The 22614-nt window shown below is 65.9% G+C and carries 21 protein-coding genes; 8 read left to right on the top strand and 13 right to left on the bottom strand.

Features of this window, described 5'->3' with window-relative positions; genetic code table 11:
- Positions 1-19: 19 nt before the first annotated feature.
- From RCP80_RS07420 to RCP80_RS07370, 11 genes are all read right to left on the bottom strand, one after another.
- The gene (locus RCP80_RS07420; RefSeq protein ID WP_308481722.1) at positions 20-1783 is read right to left on the bottom strand and encodes an MCE family protein; all 1764 of its coding nucleotides are present in this window, start codon (positions 1781-1783) and stop codon (positions 20-22) included.
- Positions 1783-3135 carry an MCE family protein gene (locus tag RCP80_RS07415; protein ID WP_308481721.1) on the bottom strand — a complete coding sequence of 451 codons (1353 nt, stop codon included), beginning with the start codon at positions 3133-3135 and terminating at the stop codon, positions 1783-1785. The genes RCP80_RS07420 and RCP80_RS07415 overlap by 1 nt, the downstream gene beginning before the upstream one ends.
- Positions 3132-4586: an MCE family protein gene (locus tag RCP80_RS07410; RefSeq protein ID WP_308481720.1), complete on the bottom strand. Its 1455-nt coding sequence runs from the start codon at positions 4584-4586 to the stop codon at positions 3132-3134. Before RCP80_RS07410 ends, RCP80_RS07415 begins: the two co-directional genes overlap by 4 nt.
- The gene (locus RCP80_RS07405) at positions 4586-5668 is read right to left on the bottom strand and encodes an MCE family protein (RefSeq protein WP_308481719.1); all 1083 of its coding nucleotides are present in this window, start codon (positions 5666-5668) and stop codon (positions 4586-4588) included. The genes RCP80_RS07410 and RCP80_RS07405 overlap by 1 nt, the downstream gene beginning before the upstream one ends.
- The gene (locus RCP80_RS07400) at positions 5668-6693 is read right to left on the bottom strand and encodes an MCE family protein (protein WP_308481718.1); all 1026 of its coding nucleotides are present in this window, start codon (positions 6691-6693) and stop codon (positions 5668-5670) included. The genes RCP80_RS07405 and RCP80_RS07400 overlap by 1 nt, the downstream gene beginning before the upstream one ends.
- On the bottom strand, positions 6690-7895 hold the full coding sequence (locus tag RCP80_RS07395; RefSeq protein ID WP_308481717.1) for an MCE family protein: 1206 nt from the start codon (positions 7893-7895) through the stop codon (positions 6690-6692). Before RCP80_RS07395 ends, RCP80_RS07400 begins: the two co-directional genes overlap by 4 nt.
- Positions 7896-7923: 28 nt before the next feature.
- Entirely contained in the window at positions 7924-8781 is an 858-nt protein-coding gene (locus RCP80_RS07390; RefSeq protein WP_308480193.1) for an MlaE family ABC transporter permease, read from the bottom strand.
- A gap of 10 nt (positions 8782-8791) precedes the next feature.
- Positions 8792-9613, bottom strand: coding sequence for an MlaE family ABC transporter permease (locus RCP80_RS07385; RefSeq protein WP_308481716.1), 822 nt, complete (start codon positions 9611-9613; stop codon positions 8792-8794).
- A complete protein-coding gene (locus RCP80_RS07380; protein WP_308481715.1) occupies positions 9603-9992 on the bottom strand; it encodes a thiolase C-terminal domain-containing protein in 390 nt (129 codons plus the stop codon). The genes RCP80_RS07385 and RCP80_RS07380 overlap by 11 nt, the downstream gene beginning before the upstream one ends.
- Before the next feature lie 64 nt (positions 9993-10056).
- The gene (locus RCP80_RS07375; RefSeq protein ID WP_308481714.1) at positions 10057-11265 is read right to left on the bottom strand and encodes a CaiB/BaiF CoA transferase family protein; all 1209 of its coding nucleotides are present in this window, start codon (positions 11263-11265) and stop codon (positions 10057-10059) included.
- Entirely contained in the window at positions 11262-12791 is a 1530-nt protein-coding gene (locus RCP80_RS07370; protein ID WP_308481713.1) for an aldehyde dehydrogenase family protein, read from the bottom strand. Before RCP80_RS07370 ends, RCP80_RS07375 begins: the two co-directional genes overlap by 4 nt.
- A 334-nt stretch (positions 12792-13125) precedes the next feature.
- Here RCP80_RS07370 and RCP80_RS07365 point away from each other — a divergent pair, with 334 nt between their 5' ends.
- Genes RCP80_RS07365 through RCP80_RS07355 form a run of 3 tightly spaced genes read left to right on the top strand, consistent with a single transcriptional unit; the run spans position 13126 to position 15646 of the window.
- Positions 13126-13986 carry a mycofactocin-coupled SDR family oxidoreductase gene (locus RCP80_RS07365; RefSeq protein ID WP_308481712.1) on the top strand — a complete coding sequence of 287 codons (861 nt, stop codon included), beginning with the start codon at positions 13126-13128 and terminating at the stop codon, positions 13984-13986.
- Between the two features lie 48 nt (positions 13987-14034).
- On the top strand, positions 14035-14226 hold the full coding sequence (locus RCP80_RS07360) for a ferredoxin (protein ID WP_308481711.1): 192 nt from the start codon (positions 14035-14037) through the stop codon (positions 14224-14226).
- Between the two features lie 55 nt (positions 14227-14281).
- A complete protein-coding gene (locus RCP80_RS07355; RefSeq protein ID WP_308481710.1) occupies positions 14282-15646 on the top strand; it encodes a cytochrome P450 in 1365 nt (454 codons plus the stop codon).
- 54 nt (positions 15647-15700) lie between these two features.
- On the opposite strand, the gene RCP80_RS07350 is transcribed toward RCP80_RS07355, so the two are convergent.
- Positions 15701-16864, bottom strand: a complete 1164-nt coding sequence (locus RCP80_RS07350) for an acyl-CoA dehydrogenase family protein (RefSeq protein ID WP_308481709.1) — start codon at positions 16862-16864, stop codon at positions 15701-15703.
- A gap of 213 nt (positions 16865-17077) precedes the next feature.
- On the opposite strand from RCP80_RS07350, the gene RCP80_RS07345 reads away from it, so the two are divergent.
- The 4 genes from RCP80_RS07345 to RCP80_RS07330 are packed head-to-tail and all read left to right on the top strand — an operon-like array spanning position 17078 to position 20717.
- Positions 17078-18187 carry an amidohydrolase family protein gene (locus RCP80_RS07345; protein WP_308481708.1) on the top strand — a complete coding sequence of 370 codons (1110 nt, stop codon included), beginning with the start codon at positions 17078-17080 and terminating at the stop codon, positions 18185-18187.
- Between the two features lie 15 nt (positions 18188-18202).
- Entirely contained in the window at positions 18203-19369 is a 1167-nt protein-coding gene (locus tag RCP80_RS07340; protein WP_308481707.1) for an amidohydrolase family protein, read from the top strand.
- A 4-nt stretch (positions 19370-19373) separates the two neighbouring features.
- Positions 19374-19799 (top strand): Rieske (2Fe-2S) protein, encoded by a 426-nt coding sequence (locus tag RCP80_RS07335; protein WP_308481706.1) that lies wholly within the window; start codon positions 19374-19376, stop codon positions 19797-19799.
- Between the two features lie 18 nt (positions 19800-19817).
- A complete protein-coding gene (locus RCP80_RS07330; RefSeq protein ID WP_308481705.1) occupies positions 19818-20717 on the top strand; it encodes an alpha/beta fold hydrolase in 900 nt (299 codons plus the stop codon).
- Positions 20718-20731: 14 nt separating this feature from the next.
- Here RCP80_RS07330 and RCP80_RS07325 read toward each other — a convergent pair whose 3' ends face one another.
- Positions 20732-21214, bottom strand: coding sequence for a hypothetical protein (locus tag RCP80_RS07325; protein WP_308481704.1), 483 nt, complete (start codon positions 21212-21214; stop codon positions 20732-20734).
- A 62-nt stretch (positions 21215-21276) separates the two neighbouring features.
- Between RCP80_RS07325 and RCP80_RS07320 the strand changes: the two genes are divergently transcribed.
- Positions 21277-22596, top strand: a complete 1320-nt coding sequence (locus RCP80_RS07320; protein WP_308481703.1) for an NADH-ubiquinone oxidoreductase-F iron-sulfur binding region domain-containing protein — start codon at positions 21277-21279, stop codon at positions 22594-22596.
- The last annotated feature ends 18 nt before the right edge of the window (positions 22597-22614 follow it).

Below are 22614 nucleotides of genomic sequence, written 5' to 3'. Positions count from 1 at the left end.
TTCGCGTTCGAGCGTCCGATCAGGTCGGCATCATATCCGTCCACGATTTCGGGGTGGCGGCGAGGTCGGCCTGCCGGTACAGCGTGCCGTCAGAGCCCATGTACTCCCCGGTGCGCGGATTGTACTTGGCGACCGCCACCGAGGGCTCACCGGATGCGTTGCTGCCGAACGCACTTGGGGCGGCGGCGGGTGCCGCCGGCGCACCCGGCGTCGGGACCTCCTCGAGGCCCGGCGGTAACGGCACCTCACCCGGCGCGATGCCCGGTGGCAGCGGCACCTGGGTCGCCTGACTCGTCCCGGCCGGGCCATGCGGTGTCGTGGCGGGGTCATACAGCTGCGGCGGGCCCGGCGGGGTTACCGGCGGCTCGAGGTAGGTCGGTTGCCCGGGCAACAGCGGGCCCGGTCCGGTGCCGGCGAAGTTCGGCGGCGGCGCGACCAGCGGCGCCGAGCGCGGCGGCGGTGCGTTCACCCCCGGCGGCAATGGGGTGCCCTCCACCGGCCCGAAGATCCCCTCGTCGGGCAGCACCCGAAAGTCCGGCGGGATGCCCTGAGCGATGAGGTTGGGGTCCAACGGATAGGGACCGAGCGCGTGCTGACGGGTGGCGAGCGGCTTGAATCCCTCTGGGTCGTTGCACAATTCGACTGTGGGCGCCCGCTTCCCGGGATGTGCCATACAGGGGTAGTTACGCGCACCGCGCACCGCGATCGGCGAATCCTGCGGCAGCTTGCAGTAGATGTCGTCGGGCGTATCGATGACCTCGGTGTCCGACGGCGACCGCCACGCCGTGGGCGGCAGGAATCCCACCGTGCAAGCCGGCGGATCGCCGAGCCCCAGCGAGAAGTCGCCGCCGGGCATGCCGGCCGGGTTGTTGATCGGCGCATAGGTCTGGATCTGGGCCACATACGGGGGCAACAGCACCAACAGTTGCTCGATCGACGGGTTGTACGTCACCCCGATCTGTCCGATCGTGGTCATGTTCGCCAGCAGGATCGGCAGCGTGGGCTTCAGCTGCTCGAGCAGGCGGGAGGTCTCCGCGGCGAACCCCGGGCCATTGGCCAGCACCGATCGGACTTCAGCGTCGTTGTCCGACAACTGTCCGGTGATGCCCGCGAGGCTGCCCGCCCAGGTGCGGGTCGAATCCGTGGTTTGTTCCTGGGCCTCCAGGAACGGGGTGGCGTCGTCGATCAACGCACGGGTTCGGTCGGAAATGGCATTCGCGTCGCGGGTGATCGTCGACGCGGAGTCGAGCAGCGAGCCGAAATCGTAACCGGTGCCGTTGAATGCGTCGAAGGTCTCGTCGAGCAACTGGCTCAGTTTCTCCGACGGGATGGTGTCCATCAGGGCGCTGACCTGATCGAGCATCGGGCCGACCTGCTGCGGAATCGTGGTGTCGGCCATCGCGATGACGGCACCGTCCTCGAGGTACGGCGGCGAGTCGGTGCGGGGTTGGAGGTCCACATACTGCTCACCGACCGCCGACATGCTCAGGACCTTGGCCTGGAGGTCCGCCGGGATCTTCGGCGACCGGTCCAGCGACATCGTGGCCCGGGCCCCGTTTTCGGTCAGCTCCACCGCGGTGACCTTGCCGATTTGCGAGCCGCGGTAGGTCACGTTGCTGAACTGGTAGAGCCCGCCGGTGGCCGGCAGATCCATCTTGACCGTAAGCCGGCCCACCCCCAGCAGCGTGGGCAACTGCATGTACGCGAACAGCATGATCGCCACACCCACGATCGAGGCGATCGTGAAGAGGATCAACTGAGTCCGGACAAGACGCGTGAGCATCAGCCACCCCCGTTAGTCGGTGCGGGCGAACCAGGTTCGGTCCCATACGGTCCGGCGAAGATCGGCGCCTGGGAATCCGGTGCCGTCGGCGGCGCGGTGAGGTACACCGGAGCACCGGGCACCTCCAATGGCCGCGGCGGTGTGACCGGCAGGATCGGACCGACCTCGGCGAACGCCGGCGGCGGCGGACCCTGCGGGGCGAACTCACCGGCGGGGGCCGGCGGGAACGCATCCGGCGGCGGCGGGTTCACCCCGGTCTTGAGCGGATCGTAGGTGTAGTTCATGTAGTAGGGATCGCCCGGCGCCGGTACCAACTGCGCATCGGTGTCTTCCCACCGGGTCCCGAGCATCAGGGTGCGCTTCAGCCGCGGGATGGTGATGTCCACGGTCGCGAACAGGTTGTAGTAGTCGCCGCGGATACCGCGGTCCATGAAACTCTGGGTATAGGGGAAGGTCGGGGCGTAGCCCAGCACCTCACCGAGGTCGGGGCCGATATCGGCGAGCGCCTTGATGGTTGGCTCCAGGTTCTTCAGGTTCTGGACGAGATCGGCCTGGGAATCGTTGACCAACTGGTTTGTGGTCTCGCTGAATGTGCCGAGCCGCTGCAACGCGGTGGTCAGCCGTGGCCGTTCCTTGATCAGGACATCGAGTGCGGGTGGAATGCGCTCCAGCGCTTGCGAAATGGTGTCACGCTGGTTGGCGAACGTGGACGAAAGTCGATTCAGCGATTCGACCGACGCGACGATGTTGTCGCGCTGGTTGTCGAGCGTGCCGACGAAGGTGTCCAACCGGATCAGCAGATCGCGCACGTCGGTTTCGCGACCGTTGAGCGCCGCACCGAAGTTGTGGATCACCTCGCCGATCTGGCCCAGCCCGCCCCCGTTGACGACCGCGGCCAACGAGGACAGCGTCTGTTCGGTGGACGGGTAGGTCGATGCGTTGTTCACCGGGATGGTCGCACCCTCGGGTAACGCAGCAGCGGCCGACTCCCCGACCGGCGGATTGAGCGCCAGATGCATGGAACCCAGCAGACTGGTCTGCCCGATGGTGGCGACCGCGTTGGAGGGCACCTCGATGCCCGGTTCGACCGAGAACTCGACGTCGGCGTGCCAATCCTTCACGGTCATCTTGCGCACGCTGCCGACGACGACATCGTTGATCATCACGGGCGAATTCGGTTCCAGGGTTGCCACATTCGCAATCTCGACGTGGTAGACCTTCGCCTCCGAGCCGCGCCCCACCGCGCCGGGCAGCGGCAGCGAGTTGACGCCCTGGAAAGCGCAGCCACTGGTGATCAGCGCGACGCAGCAGGCGCTCGCCATCGCCAAGCGCACCGACCTCTTGCCCATCATGATGGCGGCATCCCTTCTGCGGGTAACGGACCGGCAGGCGCCTCGGCCGCCATCGGCGGGCCGGGTGCCGGCCCGGGCGGAGCTCCGGCCGGGTTGAGCATGTCGTCCGCCCGGGACAACATGTTGGGCGGCACCACCGGCGGCGCACCCGGCAGCATCTGCTGGGCACCCGGTGGCGGAACTCCAGGGGCGCGCCCGGTGAAGGGCGCCGGCCCGGGCGGCACGTCTTGCGGGTAGGCCGAGACAGCCGGGGGCGTCGCGGGGGCCTCCGGGGACCCTCCGGAGCCACCGGGCATAAGACTCGGCTCGGAGTACACGATGTTCTTCGGATCCGCCGACGGCATCAGATACGGCGCAATCGGGAACGGCAGATAGTTGAAGTTGATCAGTCGCAGCGCCGGTCCGAAGTACTGCGAACACAGTTTGGCGGTCTCCGGTGCGGTGGTGTTCTCGATCGCGCCGATGGCACCGCAGATGAACTCGACCGGGTTGGAGAAGTTGTTCAGCACGAACTGTCCGACCGCGGTCCCGGCATCCGGGTTGTAGATGTTGTAGCCGTTGGCGAACGCGTTGGGCGCCACGTGCAGGATGTTCTCCAGATCGGTCTTGTGGTCGACCAGATTCTGCGTGACGTTCGACAACCGCTCGACCTGCTCGGAGGTCTGATCGCGGCTTCCCGCGACGAACCGCTGCACCTCCACCACGGCGACCGACAAGTTGGTCAACGCCGCATCCAAGTCCGAGCGGCTGCCGTCGACCACGCTGGTGAGAGTCGCCAACCGGTTCTGGAACGCCACCACCTGCTGGTTGCTGTTCTTCAGAGCCGTCATGAAGGTCTGCAGATTGCTGATGATGTCCACAATGTCGCCGCTGCCCTCGGCGAGGATCCGGGACACCCCGGAAAGCTGAGTGATGGTCTCCCGCAGCTTCGCACCGTTGCCATCCATGGCGTTCGCGGCGCTTTCGATGAAGCGGGACACCGAGGTGCCGTCGACACCGCTCTGCGGGCCCAGTTCGGTGGACAGCCGCATCAGCTGAGTCTTGACCTCGTCCCACTCCACCGGCACCGCGGTGTTCTCCACCGGGATCACGGTGTTGTCCGGCATCGTCGGACCGCTGTCGCGATACGCCGGGGCCAACTGCACATAACGCGCGGCCACCAGGTTCTGCGCCACGATCACGGCTTTGGCGTCCGCGGGAATGGGCACGCCGCGATCGACGTCGAGCACCACTCGGACCTGGGTGCCCTCGGGCTTGATCTCCTTGATCGTCCCGACCGCGACGCCCGACACCCGCACCTCGTCGCCGGGGTAGATGCCGGTCGCCGAAGCGAAGAGCGCCTCGATGGTCTTGGCGCCGAAGAACTGCTGGCGCACCAGATATCCCGCACCGACCACCAGGACCGCGGCCAGTGCGACCGCCAGGCCGCTGACCCAACGCTTGCGGTTCATCAGCGCGAACCTCCAGGGATCCCGTTGTACGGCAGTGGCAACTCGGCACGCGGACCGGCGGCGTCCGCCGGCTGACCGGCGTTGACACCACGGCGGAAGCCGAATGCGTAGTCGATGAAGGGCTGCAACAACTGCGCCGGTTGCAGGTTCGGCACATAGGCGTTGTAGTACGGGCCGTTGGCCAGGGTTTCACCCTGTGTCACCTGGAATTTCGCGATACCCGGCAATGCCTTGCCGATGTTGTCGGCGTTCTTCTCCAGCATTGCGGTCACGGTGTTCAACCGCTCCAGGGTGGGCGCCAGTTCCGCCTCGTTGTCGGCCACCAGGCCGGTCAGCTGCTGGGACACCGCCGAGGTGTTGGCCAGCAGGTCCACGATCGCCTCTCGCCGATCGTTCAACACGCCCAGCAGGTCATTGGCGTTGAGGATCAACATGTTCAACTGCTGGCTCCGTTCCCCCAGCACGGTGGTGACCTCACTGGCGCCCTTGAGCAGATCGGCCAAATTCTCGTTGCGGCTGTTGATCGATCGAGATAGCCGAGACAACCCGTCGAAGGTGGGTCCGATCTGCGGCGCGAGCTGGTCGATGGTCGCCGAGAGGGTGTCCAGTGACTGGTTCAGCGACTCGGTGTCGGTGCCCTTGGTGTTCGTCGCCAGCTCGCCGACCGCATCGGTCAACGAATAGGGCGACGAGGTCCGGGTCACCGGGATGACGTCACCCGCACGCAGCTTTCCGCTGCCCTCGGACTCCAGCGTCAGCACCCGTTCGCCGAGCAGCGAGCCGGTACGGATGTGTGCCGTGGTCTGCGAGCCCAGCGGGTGCTTACCGGCCACGGTGAACGTCACCAGCGCATCGCCGTTATCCAGTTCGACGCTGGAGACCGAGCCGACCTTGATGCCGGACATCGTCACGTCGTTGCCGACGATGATGCCGCCGGCCTCGGCGAACAACGCCTGGTGGCGCACCGAGGTGGCCCACTGCATGATGCGCTCGGGCTGGAGTCCGACGGCGATCACGAGAACGATCAGCGCGGCGCCGATGAAGCCCGCTCGGATCAGGTTTGATTCACGGTATTTGAGCATCAGGGCTCTGCGCACCTCCCGCTTAGTTGTTTCATCATCGGGAAGACCGCGGTCCGCCCCTGGAGGTCGGTGACACGCCAGGACAGTCCGCAGATGTAATACATGATCCAGCTGCCGTAGGCCCCGAGCCGACGCAGCTTCTTGTAGTTCTCCGGCATCTTCTGCAGTGCCGCATCCAGATTGGGCGCACCTTCGACCAGCAGCGGCGCGAGGGTGTTGAGCTGATCTACCGTGCCGGCCAACGGGGGCCGGGCCTCGGCCAGCAGGCTCGCAATCGACGCCGTGCCGTTGTCCAGCGCCGTGATGGCCTCGCCGATCGGGTCGCGATCCTCCGACAGGCCGCTTATCAGCTGCTCGAGCCGATCGATGCTGCCGGAGAACTTGTCCCCGTCCTTGGCCAACGTGTTGACCAAAGTGTCGAGGTTTTCGATCAGCTGCTCGACCACGTGGTTGTTGTCCGCCAACGTCGTCGAGAACGACGAGGTCTTGCTCAGCAGCGATTCCAACGTTCCGCCCTGGCCTTGCAGGACCTGTACCAGCGAGGACGTCAGCGCATTGACATCCTGGGGATTGAGCCCCTGGATGACGGGCCGCAGGCCGCCGAGCAGCAGGTCCAGGTCGAGGGCGGACTGCGTCCGCTCCTCCGGAATCTGCGATCCCGCGGGCAGGATCTTGGTGGAGCCCGGGCTGTCCAGGAGTTCCATGTACCGGTCGCCGACCAGGTTCAGGTAGCGCACGGCGGCCTTGGTTCCGGTGGTCAGTTTGATGCCGTGCTCCGCACTGAACTTCACCAGCACCGTGCGGTCCGGCTGCAGCGACACCGAATCGACCGTTCCGATCCGAACCCCTGCGACCCGCACCGAGTCCCCACCCTCCAACCGGGAGGCATCGCTGAACACCGCCGAGTACTTCGAGGTGGAACCGCCCCGATACTCACCGAACGCCATGAACAGGAATCCGGTGAGCAGCACCATGATGGTGGCGAAGATCCCGAACTTGACGAGTGTGCTTGTGGTACGCGTCATCCCGGCTGTCCGATCTGTGCGGTATTGCGGGGCGGCCCCTCCAACGGTCCGAACAGCAACTGCTTGAGACCGTCGGAGTTGAGCAGGATGCCCTGATTGCCGTACTGCCACGGGTTGGAGTTGGTGTCGGTGACCAAGTACTTGGCCTTGTTGCCAAAGCCGATGTCCGGCAGGCCCATGCACTGTGGGCCGCCCTTGGCCGCGACCTTGGGCAGGCTCGACGGGTAGCGGTAGCGCTCGATGTGCAGAGTGAACGCCACGTTGACCGCGATACCCGGGTCCTGTGCCGGCGGCTGCTTGGCAAGAACCGCCATGCCGGACAGCGCGCAATTGAGTCCGGGCGCGTACTCGTTGAGCAGATCGGTGGTCGGGACCAGCAGTCGCAGGGTCTCGCTCAGCGCGGCGCGGTTGCTACCGATGACATCGTTTCCGACGTCGGCCAATCCCGTCATGCCGACCAGGAAGGCGTCCAGATTGTCCTGCTCGTCGACGATGCTGTCGCTGATCCGGATCGTGTTCTCCACGGTGCGCATCAGATCCGGTGCCGCGTCGGCGTAGGCGTCGGCCACCGCGGCGGTGGCTTCGGTGTCCCGGGCCAGGCTCGGCAGGCTCGGTTCCAGTTTCTCCAACAGGGCCTCGAAATCGCTGAGGGTCCGGCCCATCTTCTCGCCGCGACCGCCGAATGCGGCCGACATGGCGCCCAGGGTCTCGTTCAGCTTGACCGGATCGATCTGGTCCAGCACCCGCGTCAGCTGTTGGAAGACCGTGTTGATCTCCACGGTGACGTGATCACCCTTGAGTACCTGTCCGGCGTACATCTTTTCCGCCGCCGGGTCTTTCGGCGGCACCAGGTTGACGAACTTGGCCCCGAACACCGTGGTGGACTCGATGTCGGCGGTGACGTTGGACGGGATCAGTCGCAATTGGCCCGGATCCATCGCCAGGTGCAGGGTCGCCATCCCGTCTGCGCCGGATTCGATCGACGCCACCGTGCCGACCTGGACGCCGTTCATCTTCACCTTGGCGTCCGGGTTCATCACCAGTCCGGCGCGATCCGAAATCAGGGTCACCGGAACGGTTTTGGTGAAGCTACCCTGGAACAGGCCTACCGCGAGGGCGACGACGCCCAGGATCGCGGCTACCGCCACCGCACCCGCTACGGGCCGGCGCCAGGCGCGACCGCGTCGGAGATTGTCTGTCACTGTTCTTCTTCCCGCATTCTGCTGTCCGCTATCCGCTGAGGTTGAAGTTGCCGTTGGAGCCGTAGATGGACAGGGAGACCAGCAGGGTCACCGAGACGACGGCGACCAGTGAGGTGCGTACCGCGTTACCGACCGCGGCCCCGACCCCGGCCGGCCCGCCGGCGGCGAAATAGCCAAAATAGGTGTGGATCAACAGGATCGTGATCGCCATCAGGATCGCCTGCAAAAACGACCACAACAGGTCGATCGGATTCAAAAACGTATAGAAGTAGTGGTCGTAGAGGCCACCGGACTGCCCCAACAACACCACCGTGGTGAACTGCGCGGCCACAAACGACATGATCACCGCGATCGCATACAGCGGCGTGATCGCCGTCATCCCCGCGATGATCCGCGTCGAGACCAGATACTCCACCGGCGGAATCCCCATCGACTCCAGCGCGTCGATCTCCTCGTTGATCCGCATCGCCCCCAACTGCGCCGTCACCCCCGCCCCGAACGTGGCGGCCAACCCGATACCGGCCACGATCGGCGCCGCGATACGCACGTTGATGAACGCCGACAAGAACCCCGTCAACGCCTCGATACCGATATTGCCCAACGACGAATAACCCTGGATCGCCAACACCCCACCGGTGGCCAACGTCAAGAACCCGACGATCACCACGGTGCCGCCGATCATCGCCAGCGTGCCCGCACCCATCGAAATCTCGGCGATCAACCGGATGATCTCCTTGCGGAACCGCACCATCGCCGGCGGCACCCCAGCCAGGGCACGACCATAGAACAAGATGTGATCGCCGATCCCGGAAAAGAAGTCCACCGGCCGGCCCGCCTGGCCGACCAGCCGCGGAAAGCGTTGCCGCAACAGCGTTGAAGTACCCATGGCGCCCGCCCTACCCGTTCGTCATCTGAATGCCGATGGCCGTGACAATCACGTTGATCACGAACAACGCCATGAACGCGTACACCACCGTCTCGTTGACCGCATTACCGACCGCCTTGGCCCCACCGCCAGTGATCGTCAACCCCCGATAACAGGCCACCAACCCCGCGATCAGACCGAACAACGCCGCCTTGACACACGAGATGATCACCTCCGGAACCCCGGTCAACAGCGTGATCCCAGCCGCGAACGCACCCGGATTCACATCCTGAATGAACACCGAAAACACATAACCGCCCAGGATCCCGATGATCACCACCAAGCTGTTCAACAACAGCGCCACCAGACCCGCCGCCAACATCCGCGGCGTCACCAGACGCTGCACCGGATTGATGCCCAGCACCTCCATCGCGTCGATCTCCTCACGGATGGTCCGCGACCCCAGATCCGCGCACATCGCCGTCGCACCCGCACCGGCCACGATCAACACCGTCACCATCGGACCCAACTGCGTCACCGCACCGAACGCCGCCCCCGCACCCGAGAGATCCGCCGCCCCCAACTCCCGCAACAAAATGTTCAACGTGAACGACACCAGAACCGTGAACGGAATCGCCACCAACAACGTCGGCGCCAACGACACCCGCGCCACAAACCAGCACTGCTCGATGAACTCGCGCCACTGAAACGGCCGGACAAAAATGAAGCGCACCGCATCGGCCGACATGGCGAACAACCCGCCGATGGCCTGGAAGGCTCCGGAGGCGTTCCGCAACTTCGGGATGCCTACCGTCCAGCGTTCCGGCCCCTTGACCACCTCTTTATTTGCCATGGCGCGGTGCTCCCGATCTTTCGAGGATGTGCGTCAGCCCGATCCGAACGCCGCCGAATTGGTTGATGGCTTCCCCCCGTAGTCGACCGAACAGTTCCACTTCTTGGGCCGTCCCGCTGAAGCCGGGTGCACACCCGGCGGTCTGCCGGCCGCCGCTCGGATTATCCGGTACCAACTCCCCCGCCGTGGTCACTTCGGCCTCCACCGTCTTGTCCGTGTCGAGGGGATTCGCCAAGCCCAGATCTTCATAGCTGATCTGCGTCACCGCCGTGTTGGAATCGAGAACTTCCGCAACAGAACGGCGGCTCAGTGTAACGGTCCGCCTGCCGTGGACCGCTGCCGTGACGAAGCCCGCACTGCGGGCGGCGTAGAGACGCACGTCACAGCCCCAACGGGGCAGGTGCGTACCTACAGCGGTGCGGAGTGACATTGGTGGCTTTCGGTTAGGTGACGGCGCCGGCCGTTTTGAGCTCGATGATGCGGTCCCAGTCCAGACCCAATTCCTGGAGGATGTCGTCGGTCTGTTCGGCGAAGCCCGGCGCCGGGCTGGTGCTCGGTGCGCTGACGTCGAACTGCACCGGGTTGGCCACCAGCTCGAGTTCCCCTGCCTGCACGAGATACTCGTTGGCTCGGACCTGGGCGTCCTGCGCCGCCTGCAGGGTGTCCTGCACGGGAGCCCATGGCCCGGCGAGCGTGGCGAAGCGTTCGCTCCACTCGGTCAGCGTCCGCTTGGCCATCGCCTCGGTGAGGATCGCGGTGGCCGCCTCGGTGTGCTCGGCGATCGACTCCACTGTCGCGAAGCGCGGATCGTCGACCAGGTCGTCGAGTTCCATGTGCCGGCAGACGTCGGCCCAGAACTTGGTGGGCTGCATCATCACGAACGAGATGTAGCGATCGTCGGCCGTGGGGTAGAGCCCGACCAGGGGGTTGATCGGCGAGCCGTGGACGCCGGGCGGAAAGGCCTCCATGCGTTCGCCGAGGTGGTTGGTCAGTGCGACCGTATGCCCCATCGACCACAGTCCACTGCCCAGCAGCGAAACGTCCACGACCGACGGTTCGCCGGTGCGCTCGCGTTTCACCAGTGCCGCGGCGATGCCGCCGGCGAGGTTGGTGCCGGAGATGGTGTCGCCGTAGGCCGGTCCGGGCGGGCCGATCATGCCGGGCATGTCCGGCGGCGTGATGGTGCGCGCGGTGCCGGCCCGGCACCAGAAGGCGGTCATGTCGTAGCCGCCCTTGACGGCTTCCTTGCCGCGCGGTCCCAGCGCGCTGCCGCGCGCGTAGATGATCTTCGGATTGACCGCGCGGATGTCGTCGACGTCGATGCCGAACTTTTGCCGGTGCCCGGGCAGGAAGCTGGTGAGGAACACGTCGGCGCGCTTGGCCAGTTCCAGCAGGACCTCTTTGCCCTCCGGTACCGACATGTCCAGGCCGATGCTGCGCTTACCGCGGTTGGCGTGCTCGATGTTGGGATTCGGGTCGCCCTCGACCCGCAGCAGACCGGTTTGACGCAACCCGCGTTGCGGGTCGCCGGTGACGGCGTGCTCGACCTTGATGACCTCCGCACCCCACTCCCGGAGCACGGCCCCGGCCGACGGCACGAATCCGTACATCGCGACCTCGAGCACGCGGATGCCCTCCAGCGGCGCGCTCAAGCCTGGGCCCCTTGCTCGGCGGCGACCGGTGTGGCGAAGGTCTTGGTTTCCTGGAACTCCGCGAGTCCGGCGGCGCCCATCTCGCGTCCGATGCCGGACTGCTTGTAGCCACCGAACGGCGCGTCCGGGTGAAAGTAGTTGCCCCCGTTGATCGAGAAGGTGCCGGTGCGGATCCTGCGCGCCATCGCCACGGCGCGATCCTGGCCGCCGAAGATGGCCCCGGACAACCCGTAGATGGAGTTGTTGGCGATGCGCACCGCATCATCGTCGTCGTCGTAGGCGATGACCGCGAGCACCGGACCGAACACCTCCTCTTGCGCGATCTCGCTGTCGGGATCGACATTGGCCAGCAGGGTCGGCGTGTAGAAGTACCCGGGCCCCTTCTTCTCACCACCGGTCACGAGCGTCGCGCCGGCCTCGACCGCACGCTTGACCATGCCGTCGACCTTGTCCCGCTGCTTCTCGCTGATCAGCGGGCCCATGTAGGTCTTGGGGTCATTGGGATCGCCGTAGCGGACGTAGCCGAAGTTGGCCTTGACCAACTCCACAATCTCGTCATGTTGCTTGCGCGGCACCAACAGTCGCGACGTCAGCGCACAGCCCTGCCCGGCGTGCGTGACCATCGAGAAGGCGGCGAAGACCACCGCGCTGTTCACGTCGGCGTCGTCGAGGACGATCGCGGCGGATTTGCCGCCGAGTTCCAGGAACACCCGCTTGAGGGTGCCGCTGGCGGCGGCCATGATCGCCCGGCCCGTCTGGGTCGAGCCGGTGAAGGTGACCAGGTCGACGTCCGGGCTGGTCGTGAGGACCGCCCCGACCTCGGGATCGGTCGCCGAGATGACGTTGACGACGCCCGCCGGGATGTCGGTGTGCGCGGCGATCAGTTCCCCCAGGGCGAGGGTGATCAGCGGCGTGTCGGGGGCTGCCTTGAGGACCACGGTGCAGCCGGCGGCCAGCGCGGGTGCGAGCTTGGCCAGCGCCAACTGGTTCGGGTAGTTGTAGGCGATGATCGCCGCGACGACGCCGGCGGCTTCCTTCTCGACCCAACGATGGTGCAGCGCGCCGCGGCTTTCGACGTTGCCCAGATCCTCGGTCAGCTCGGTGTTCTTCAACAGCTCGGCGTAGTAGCGCACGATGTCGACGGGGCCGTCGTACTGCGCGCCGGCCAGCAGGGCCGGGGTGGCGCCGACCTCGTCGGTGGTCAGCTGACCCAGCTCGGCGCGATGCTCGATCAGCGCGCGGTGTAGTTGCTCGAGGCAGTGGATCCGGAACTCGACGTTGGTGGACCAGTCGGTGTTGTCGAAGGCGGCGCGCGCGGCCGCGACGGCGGCCTTGGCGTCCTCGACGCCCGCATCCGGCGCGTAACCCAGGATCTCGCCGGTCGCCGGGTTCAGGCTCGCGTAATTTTTTCCGGCGGCCTTCGCGGACTCGACGAGTTGCCCGTCGATCAGTAGGCGGCGATCGACGGGTGTCGCTCCAGCCTGCCCATTGGCTTGGTCTGAGGTCGCCGTCGCGGGGGATGCCATCAAGCGGCCTTCCTGCTCGTTGATAACTGGATTCTCATCTTCGGCGAATCTTACATCCGCCACGGGAGAACTCAAGCAACTAACCAGGATCGTCGACCCGCTGTCAAGGCAACGCCGAAACCGCCCCCGACGTGCCGAGTTTTGAGACCATTAGTGCAGTAACCTTGCGGGACGAGCGGGCCGGAGAGTAGCGTTCTCACAATCGAAAGGGAGATTCTTTACGACCGCCACCCCAGGCCCCTGCATCACGCAGGCAAACGGGGTGGCCGCGTCTTGTAATCCCCCGGATGACCATCGACCACCAACTGGCTGACAGCAGTACGAAAGGAATCCCGTGGGACGCGTTGCAGGCAAGGTCGCATTCATCACCGGAGCAGCGCGCGGTCAGGGCCGCGCCCACGCGGTGCGGTTGGCCGAAGAGGGCGCCGACATCATCGCCGTGGACCTCTGCGAAGACCTTGAGACCATCGGTTACCCGATGGCGACCCCGGAAGACCTCGAGGAGACCAAGAACCTCGTCGAGAAGACCGGTCAGCGGATCGTCACCGCCAAGGCCGACGTGCGCGAGGCCGCCCAACTGCGCACCGCGTTGGAAGCTGGTCTGTCCGAGTTCGGCAAGCTCGACGTCGTGGTGGCGCAGGCCGGCGTCGCGGGCATGAAGGGCCAGCCGCCGATGCAGGCCTGGACCGACGGCATCAACACCAACCTGATCGGCACCATCAACGCCATCCAGGTGGCGCTGCCCCACCTCACCGAAGGCGCCTCGATCATTGCGACCGCCTCGGCCGCGGCACTGATGGACGCGCACAGTAAGCCCAACCCCGGCAACGACCCCGGCGGCATGGGCTACATGGTGTCCAAGCGCATGATCTCCGAGTACGTGCACTACCTCGCCACCGAGATCGCGGTGCGCGGGATGCGCGCCAACGTGATCCATCCGACCAACTGCAACACCGACATGCTGCAGAGCGAGCCCATGTACCGGTCCTTCCGGCCCGACCTGGAGAACCCGACCCGCGCCGATGCCGAGCCGGTCTTCGGCGTCCAGCAGGCGATGAAGGTCAACTACATCGAGCCCGAGGACATCAGCAATGCGGTGCTGTGGTTGGCGTCGGATGAATCCCGCTACGTCACCGGCATGCAACTGCGCGTCGACGCGGGCGGCTACCTGAAATGGTACGACTACCACGTTTGATTTGATCAGGTTGCAGCACAGCATGATTGGGCGCGAAAGGAATGCACGATGAAGGTTTGGGTAGACCGCGACAAGTGCCAGGGGCACACCCTGTGCGCGATGATCGCGCCCGACTCGTTCGAACTCGACGACGTCGACGGCCATTCATCGGCCGTGAACGAGATAGTCCCGGAAGACCAGCAGGACGCCGTCCGCGAGGCCGCCCAATCCTGTCCGGAACAAGCCATCGTCATCGAATGAGCCCGATCGCACCGTGGAACCATCCGATCGGCCTGAACATCAAGGAGACAACGCCGTGAGTATCGACGATGTCACGACCGACGACCGCAAGAAGAACAGGTACCACTTCGACCGGCACACCCCCGAGTATCGGCTGCAATTCCAAGAGATCACCGAGGAGATGCAGGCCAAGTGTCCGATGGCGTGGACCGACACCCACGGCGGGCATTGGGTGGCCGCGGACAGCGAGCACGTGTTCGAACTCGCCCGCTGCCCCGTGGTGTCCAATCACCACGACATCACCGGGGAGACCCCGTTTCAGGGCATCACCATCCCCAAGGCCAGTCGTGCCACCGTGGTTCGCGGCGGCATCCTGGAGATGGACGAGCCCGAGCACAGCCAGTACCGGGGGGCACTGAACCCCTATCTGTCGCCGGCCGCCATCAAGCGCTGGGAACCGTTCGTCGACGAGATCACCCGTGCGGCGCTCGACGAGCACATCGAATCGGGGCAGATCGACTTCGTCGAGCACCTGGCCAACGTGGTGCCCGCGGTGTTGACGTTGGCGATGATGGGCATCGAGCTGAAGAAGTGGAACGTCTACAGCGAGCCCACCCACGCCTCGGTGTACACCCCCGAGCACGCGCCCGAACGCGAGAAGATCAACGAACAGCATCGCGAAATGGGCATCGACATCATCAACAACATGATGGAGATCCGGGAGAACCCCCGCCCCGGGCTGGTCAATGCCTTGCTGCAGTTACGCATTGACGGCGAGCCCGCACCCGACATGGAGATCCTGGGCAATCTGGGCCTGGTCATCGGCGGCGGCTTCGACACCACGACCGCGCTGACCGCCCACGCCTTGGAGTGGCTCGGCGAGAACCCCGCGGAACGCACCCGGCTCAGCGCGGAACGCGCCACGCTGCTGAACCCGGCGACCGAGGAGTTCCTGCGGTTCTTCACCCCGGCCCCCGGCGATGGACGCACCTTCTCCGATGATGTCGAGGTGCTGGGTCAGCAGTTCAAACAGTACGAGCGACTGTGGCTGTCCTGGGCGATGGCCAACCGCGACCCCGCGGTGTTCGAAAAGCCCAACGAGCTGATCATGGACCGGAAGGGCAACCGCCACTTCAGCTTCGGCATCGGCGTGCACCGCTGTGTGGGGTCCAACGTGGCCCGCACCGTGTTCAAGTCGATGCTCACCGCGGTGCTGGACCGGATGCCGGACTACGTCTGCGACCCCGAGGGCGCGGTGCACTACGAAACCATCGGCGTCATCCAGGGCATGCGGAACCTGCCTGCCACGTTCACCCCCAGCAAGCCGCTGGGTCCGGGTCTGGACGAGACCCTGGAGAATCTGCAGCGCATCTGCAACGAGCAGGAGCTGGCCCGGCCGATCACCGAGCGCAAGGAAGCCGCGGTCATCGACTGGCCCTGAGGCGATTTGGGCGCGGTTTCCCTGGGTCAGCACCGGGAAACCGCGCCGAAATCGCTAGAGGCCGAGGCCGCGCGCGATGATGTTGCGCTGGATCTCGGAGGTGCCGCCGGCGATGGTCCCGGCGAAGCTGCGGAAGTAGCGCTCGATCCAGCCGGCCGAGAGGTAGTCGAGGTCATAGGGTTGATACGCCGATGTGCTGGCGGGGTGGCGCAGTCCGTCCACCCCGGCCGCCGACAACGCATGTTCGGTGGCATCGCGTTCCGCCTCGGACCCAAGCACCTTGAGCACCGAGATGGTGGTCATGTCCTCGTCACCGCGGGACGCCCTGGCGATCGCCGCCGACCCCAGCAGCCGCAGCGCGGTGTAGTCCATCAGCAGCGTGGCGTAGCGGTCCCGGCCCAGCACATCGGTGGGCCGGAAGTCCTCGACGAGGTTGTGCAACCGATCCGCGTACTGCATCCACATCATCGTGCGTTCGTGGCCCAGCGCTCCGTTGGCGACCCGCCAGCCGCCGTTGAGCGGACCGATCAGGTTCTCGCTCGGCACCCGCACGTCGGTGAAGAACACCTCGTTGAAGTCGAGGTCGTCGTGATGGCACACCGTCGGGAACGGCCGGCGTACCAAGCCGGGACTGTCGGTGGGGATCATCAGTACCGACAGGCCCTTGTGCTTGGGCACGTCGGGATCGGTGCGCACGAACGTCAGCAGCACGTCGGCGTCGTGCGCTCCCGACGTCCACACCTTCTGCCCGTTGACCACGAACGAGTCGCCGTCGCGCACGGCCTTGGTGCGCAGCGATGCCAGGTCCGACCCCGCACCGGGTTCGCTCATCCCCACCGACGCCGTCATCTCGGCGCGCAGGATCGGCACCGCCCACTTCTGCTTCTGCTCCTCGGTACCGAACGTGAGGATGGAGGCCGCGACGATGCCGACGCCCTGCGGGTTGAAGCTGTGGTAGATCCGGCGCTTCGACAACTCTTCGCGATGCGCGTACTGCTGCACGACGCTGGCGTTGCGGCCGCCGAACTCGGGGGGATTTCCGGGCAGCAGCCAGCCGTGCTCGAACTGCAACCGCTGCCACCGGCGGGCCCACTCCGGAATGTGCGAACACGTCTGCGACCGTTCGGCGGTCTCGCTCTCCGGCGGCAGATGCTCGTCGAGAAACGCGACGAACTCAGCCCGGAACCGCTCGACGTCGGCATCAAATTCGAGTTGCACAGTTCTCCTCTGCCTTCTGCGCTAGATATAGGCGACCAAGTCGTGGTTTCATTGGAGAATAGCATTCTAGTATCCTGGAATCGAAGTCTCACAGCCTCCGGCGGCGCCCAGCCCGGCACCGCCGAACGCGAGGTCAGCCTGTGAGAATTCCATTCTTGCTCTCGAAGAACGGGGTTGTACTATGAGTCACATGGCCGACCGTGGACGGATGTCATGATCGAAATCAAAAGCGGCGACGAGACAGTGCAGACGCCGGTCATCGACGCGAGCGTGCACATCTTCGTCGAGTCGAACAAGGACCTGCGGCAGAACTTCATGCACGAGCCGTTCCGCAGCCGCGGCTTCCCCGACTACGAGATGGACTGGTACGGCGCCCCCGGCGGGGAGTACGCCAAGGGCACCAAGGGCCCCGACGGGCAATACCCCGGATCCGATGTCGACGTGGTCGCCAAGCACCTGTTCACCGACCGCGGGGTGGACATCGCCGTGCTGCACCCGATGACGCGCGGCATCATGCCCGACCGCCATCTGGGCACCGCGATCGCCTCGGCGCACAACGACATGATGGTGTCGCGCTGGCTCGAACACGACGAGTTCGGTGAGCGCTTCCGCGGCACGATCCGGGTCGACCCCGACGACATCAGCGGCGCGTTGCGCGAGATCGACAAGTACAAGGACCATCCGCGGGTGGTCCAGATCGGCATCCCGCTGCAGTCGCGCGAACTCTACGGCAAGCCGCAGTTCTGGCCGCTGTGGGAGGCCGCGGTCAGCGCGGGCCTGCCGGTCGCCGCGCACATCGAGGTCGGCGCCGGAATCGCCTTCCCGCCAACGCCTTCGGGCAAGGCCCGCACCTACGAGCAGTACCTGTCGTTCATGTCGCTGAACTACATCTATCACCTGCTGAACATGATCGCCGAGGGCGTGTTCGAAAAGTTCGACGGCCTCAAGTTCGTCTGGGCCGACGGCGCCGGCGACATGCTGACGCCGTTCATGTGGCGGATGGACTGTTTCGGCCGGCCGCATCTGGAGCAGACGCCGTGGGCACCGAAGATGCCCAGCGACTACCTGCCCGGGCACGTCTACTTCGTCCAGGGCGCCTTCGACGGACCCGGCGATGTGGAGTTCGCCGGCGAATGGTTCGGCTTCACCGGCAAGCAGAACATGACGATGTTCGGCTCCAGCTACCCGCACTGGAACCTCGCCGAACTCAAGGTGCCCAGCGCGTTCAGCGCCGAGCAACGGGACAACTTCTGCTGGCGCAATGCCGCTGAGCTCTACGGCATCAACGTCCCAGCCGTCCCGGCCGGCCTGATCGCCCAGTAAGGAAAGAGACATCTCATGACAATCACGGGACCAGACATCGCGGCCACCCGCGCCACCGAACGGACCACCCCGGTCGAGCGTGTGCCGGTGCGCTGCGTGGACTCCGACGTGCATCCGATGCCCCGCCGCGGCGAGATGATCGACTACATCCCCGAACCGTGGCGCAGCAAGTACTTCAAGAGCCACCGGGTCGGCGAGTCCATCTTCTACGACGCGCCCGACTACGCGCACTCCTATGCCATGCGCGTGGACGCCTTCCCGCCCGACGGCGAATTCGCGTGCAGCGATCCGGATCTGGCCCTCAAACAGCTGATCCTCGATGCCGGCTCCGACATCGCGATTCTGGAGCCGACGCACGGCGAGATGCGGCTGCCGGAGGCCACCTCGGCGTTCTGCACCGCCACCAACCTGTGGCTGGCCAACCACTGGCTCGACCCCCACAACAACTGGCACGAACGCTGGCGCGGATCGATCTGCGTGGCCATCGAGGACCCGAAGGGTGCGGTCGCCGAGATCGAGAAGTGGGCCGAGCACCCCTACATGGTTCAGGTGTTGATCAAGGCGGAACCGCGCCCTTCGTGGGGTGACCCGATGTACGACCCGGTGTGGGCCGCAGCCACCAAACACGACATCACCGTGTCGTGCCACCTGTCCCGCGGTCAGTTCGAGACGCTGCCGATCCCGCCGGTCGGTTTTCCGAGCTACAACCACGACTTCATGGTCAGCTACTCGCTGCTGGCGGCCAATCAGGTGATGAGCCTGATCTTCGACGGCGTCTTCGACCGCTTCCCGACCCTGCGGATCGTGTTCGTCGAACACGCCTTCACCTGGATCCTGCCGCTGATGTGGCGCATGGACGCCATCTATGAGGCCCGCAAACAGTGGCTGGACATCAAGCGCAAACCCAGCGAATACGTCAAGGACCACATCAAATTCACCACCCAACCGCTGGACTACCCGGAAGACAAGACCGAGCTGACCCGCGCGTTCGAGTGGATGGAATGCGAAAAGATCCTGCTGTACTCCAGTGACTACCCGCACTGGACCTTCGATGACCCCCGCTGGCTGGTCAAACACCTCCCCGAACACGCCCGCGACGCCATCATGTTCCGCAACGGCATCGAAACCTACAAGCTCCCCGACACCGTCCCGGCCCTCGAGGGCCAGACTCGAGTGTTCTGACGCCATGGCCGAAAGCGCACCAGAAGCCAAACCCCAGGCGAAACTGGATCCCAAGACCCCGCGACTCGCCCAGGGACGCGAGCATGTCGTCGCGACGGTCGACGAAATCCCTTCCGGCACGCACAAGCTCGTTCCCATCGGGCGGCACGGCGTCGGGGTGTACAACGTCAACGGAACGTTCTACGCGATCGCCAACTACTGCCCCCACGAGGGCGGACCGCTGTGCTCGGGCCGCGCGCGCGGCCGCAACATCGTCGATGAGAACGCCCCCGGTGACTCGGTGATGGTCCGCGACTTGGAGTTCATCTATTGCCCTTGGCACCAATGGGGTTTCGAACTCGCCACCGGCACCACCGCGGTCAAACCGGAGTGGAGCATCCGCACCTATCCCGTCCGAGTCGTCGGCAACGACGTGCTCGTACAAGCCTAAGGACACCTGAGAACACTCATGTCTACCAGCACTGTGCTCAACGCGGACGAAGACGTCATCGAGGTCAACGGCGGCGCCGTCGTATACGAGATCCTGGGCAACGAAGGCGATTTCATCGCCATGACCCCCGGCGGGCGGTTCAGCAAGGACATCCCCGGGCTCCGACCGCTGGCCGAGGCACTGGTCGAGGGTGGTTACCGGGTTCTGCTGTGGGACCGGCCCAACTGCGGCAAGTCCGAGGTGCAATTCTACGGACAGAGCGAATCCCACATGCGCGCCGACACGTTGGCGCAGTTGATCACCAAGCTCGACATCGGTCCGTGCATCATCGCCGGCGGGTCCGGCGGGGCCCGGGATTCGATGCTGACCACCATGCTCTACCCCGAGTTGGTCCGAAAGCTCGTGGTGTGGAACATCGTCGGCGGGGTGTACGGCTCATTCGTGCTCGGCGGTCACTACGTTGTCCCGAGCATCCTGGCGGTGCGCGGTCTGGGCATCGAGGGCCTGCTGAAGGTGCCGGAATGGCGCGAGCGCATCGCGCAGAACCCCGCCAACGAACAGCGGTTGCGGGCGCTGGATCCCGACGCGTTCCTCAAAGTGATGCTGCGCTGGCTCAATGCCTATGTTCCCAAGCCGGGCCAGACCATCCCGGGCGTGACCGACGACATGTTCGACAACATCACCGTGCCGACGCTGATCATCCGGGGCGGGGAGAACGATTGGGACCATCCGAAGCGCACGGCAATGGAAGTCCACTGCCTGATCAAGGGTTCCCAACTGATCGACCCGCCGTGGCCCGAGGACGCCTGGGAACGCGCCGGGGAGCAGATGGCCCGGAGCGGCGGCAAGGACTTCTGCCTGTTCGACACCTGGGTACAGGCGGCACCGGCGATCCTGGATTTCCTGGAACAGGCATGAGCGCCGCGGTGCCGTCAAACCGTGCGGATGCGTACGTCGCAGTTCAGCGACGCCTCCAGTGCGGTGTGAATCCTGCTCTCCGGCACCCGCTCCAGATCGGTCTTGCGCAGGGTCACCTCCACGATGTCCCAGCCGTCGCCGCTCGGAGTGCGTTCGATCTCCCCGGTCAGTCCGAACCCGGCGAGCACACCCCGGGCATCCGCGTCCGTGCCGTGGCTGACATACGTCAGCACGCCGGGCACCGGATGGGCGCCGAGCTCACCGAACGTCTTGGTGCACAACGCGATGGCCGCATCCTGCAGCTGCGCCGGATCCGCTCCGGTCATCAGCAACTCGACTTCCCGGCGGCTGGGTGGCAACGCCCCGAGGTTGTTCTCGATCAACTCGGCGCCGGCCCGTACCGCAAGCTCCGCCAACGCCACCATTCCGGCATCCAATTGTGCCGCGGTCAATGCCCCATCGGGGTCGACCCGCACTCGCACCACAGCGGTTCGCATGCCCCCGAGACTAGCCAGCTTCGACCGCCGTCAGCTCACCCCCCGGTCCGCAGGAGTCAACCATGAACACGACCGACGCAGTGTCCGCCGGTTTCACCGTCGGCGTCTGGCCCGGCACCGCCCCGCGACTGCTCACCCCCCGCACCGGAGTCGAGGATTACGCGCAGTACCGCGCCGGCGGCGGCTATGCGGCGCTCGACGATGCCGCGGCCCTGCTCGACGAGGTTCGGGCGGCCGGCATTCGGGGCCGAGGCGGTGCCGCCTTCCCGCTCGCGGTGAAGCTGCGGACCGTACGCGCGGCCGCGGTCGCGGGGCGCGACACCGTGCTGGTCGCCAACGGCGAGGAGGGCGAGCCGGCCTCGGTCAAGGACCGCTGGCTGCTGCGCCACCGGCCGCATCTGGTGCTCGACGGTGCCCGGCTGGCCGCCCTTGTGGTCGGCGCCAAGCACGCCCACGTCTACGTCTCCGATCCGGCGGCGGCCCAGGCGATCGACACCGCACTGCGCGAGGTGCAGGACGCTGCCGACCATCCGCTGGGCGGGCTCACCGTCAGCCTTCGGGTGGTGGCGCCGGGCTATGTCGCCGGCGAGGAAACCGCCGCCGTGCATGCGATCAACGGCGGTCCGGCCAAGCCCACCGACAAGCCGCCGCGCCCCTTCGAAGCGGGTGTCGGCGGACTGCCCACGATCGTCAGCAACGTCGAAACACTGGCCAATCTGCCATTTGTGCAGCGGCACGGCGCGGGTAGCTACCGTGAGGCCGGCACCGAGGCTTCCCCGGGCACCTTCCTGGCGACCATCACCGGCGGCGGCCGTCCCGCCGGCCTCTACGAACTCCCGCATGGTGTGCGGCTTTCCGAAGTCCTTGTCCTGCACGGGATTGCGCCCGAATCCGTCCGCGGCGCCCTGATGGGCGGCTACTTCGCCGGCCTGTTGGGGGCCGACGTCGTCGACGCGAACCTGGACCACGAGACGCTGCGCGGGTTGGGCAGCGGCCTCGGCTGCGGCGCGGTCTCGATCCTCACCGACGAGTGCCCGGTCGCGGTCGCGGCCGCGGTGCTGGCGTACTTCGATCGCGAGAACGCCGGGCAGTGCGGTTCCTGCTTCAACGGGACCGCGGCCATGGCGGCGGCGGCGGGCGCCCTGCGCGATGGCGTGGCGACCGAGGACGACGTCGCCCGGCTGCGCCGGTGGTCGGTGGTGCTGCGCGGGCGCGGTGCGTGCGGCACGCTGGACGCGGCCACCAACATCGCGGCCAGCCTGCTCGAGCAGTTCCCCGATACCGTCGAACAGCACCTCGGCGATGGCTGTACCGTCTGTGACGCAGGTGTTTTCACCGCGCAGCGGCCCTATCAGGTAGAGGTAGCGGAGGCGCCGCAGTGACCGACAAGAGGACGATCG

Origin of the sequence: Mycolicibacterium sp. MU0053, assembly GCF_963378095.1 — a bacterium.
Classification (GTDB): Bacteria; Actinomycetota; Actinomycetes; order Mycobacteriales; family Mycobacteriaceae; genus Mycobacterium; species Mycobacterium burgundiense.
This window is presented reverse-complemented; position numbering and strand designations above follow the sequence as displayed.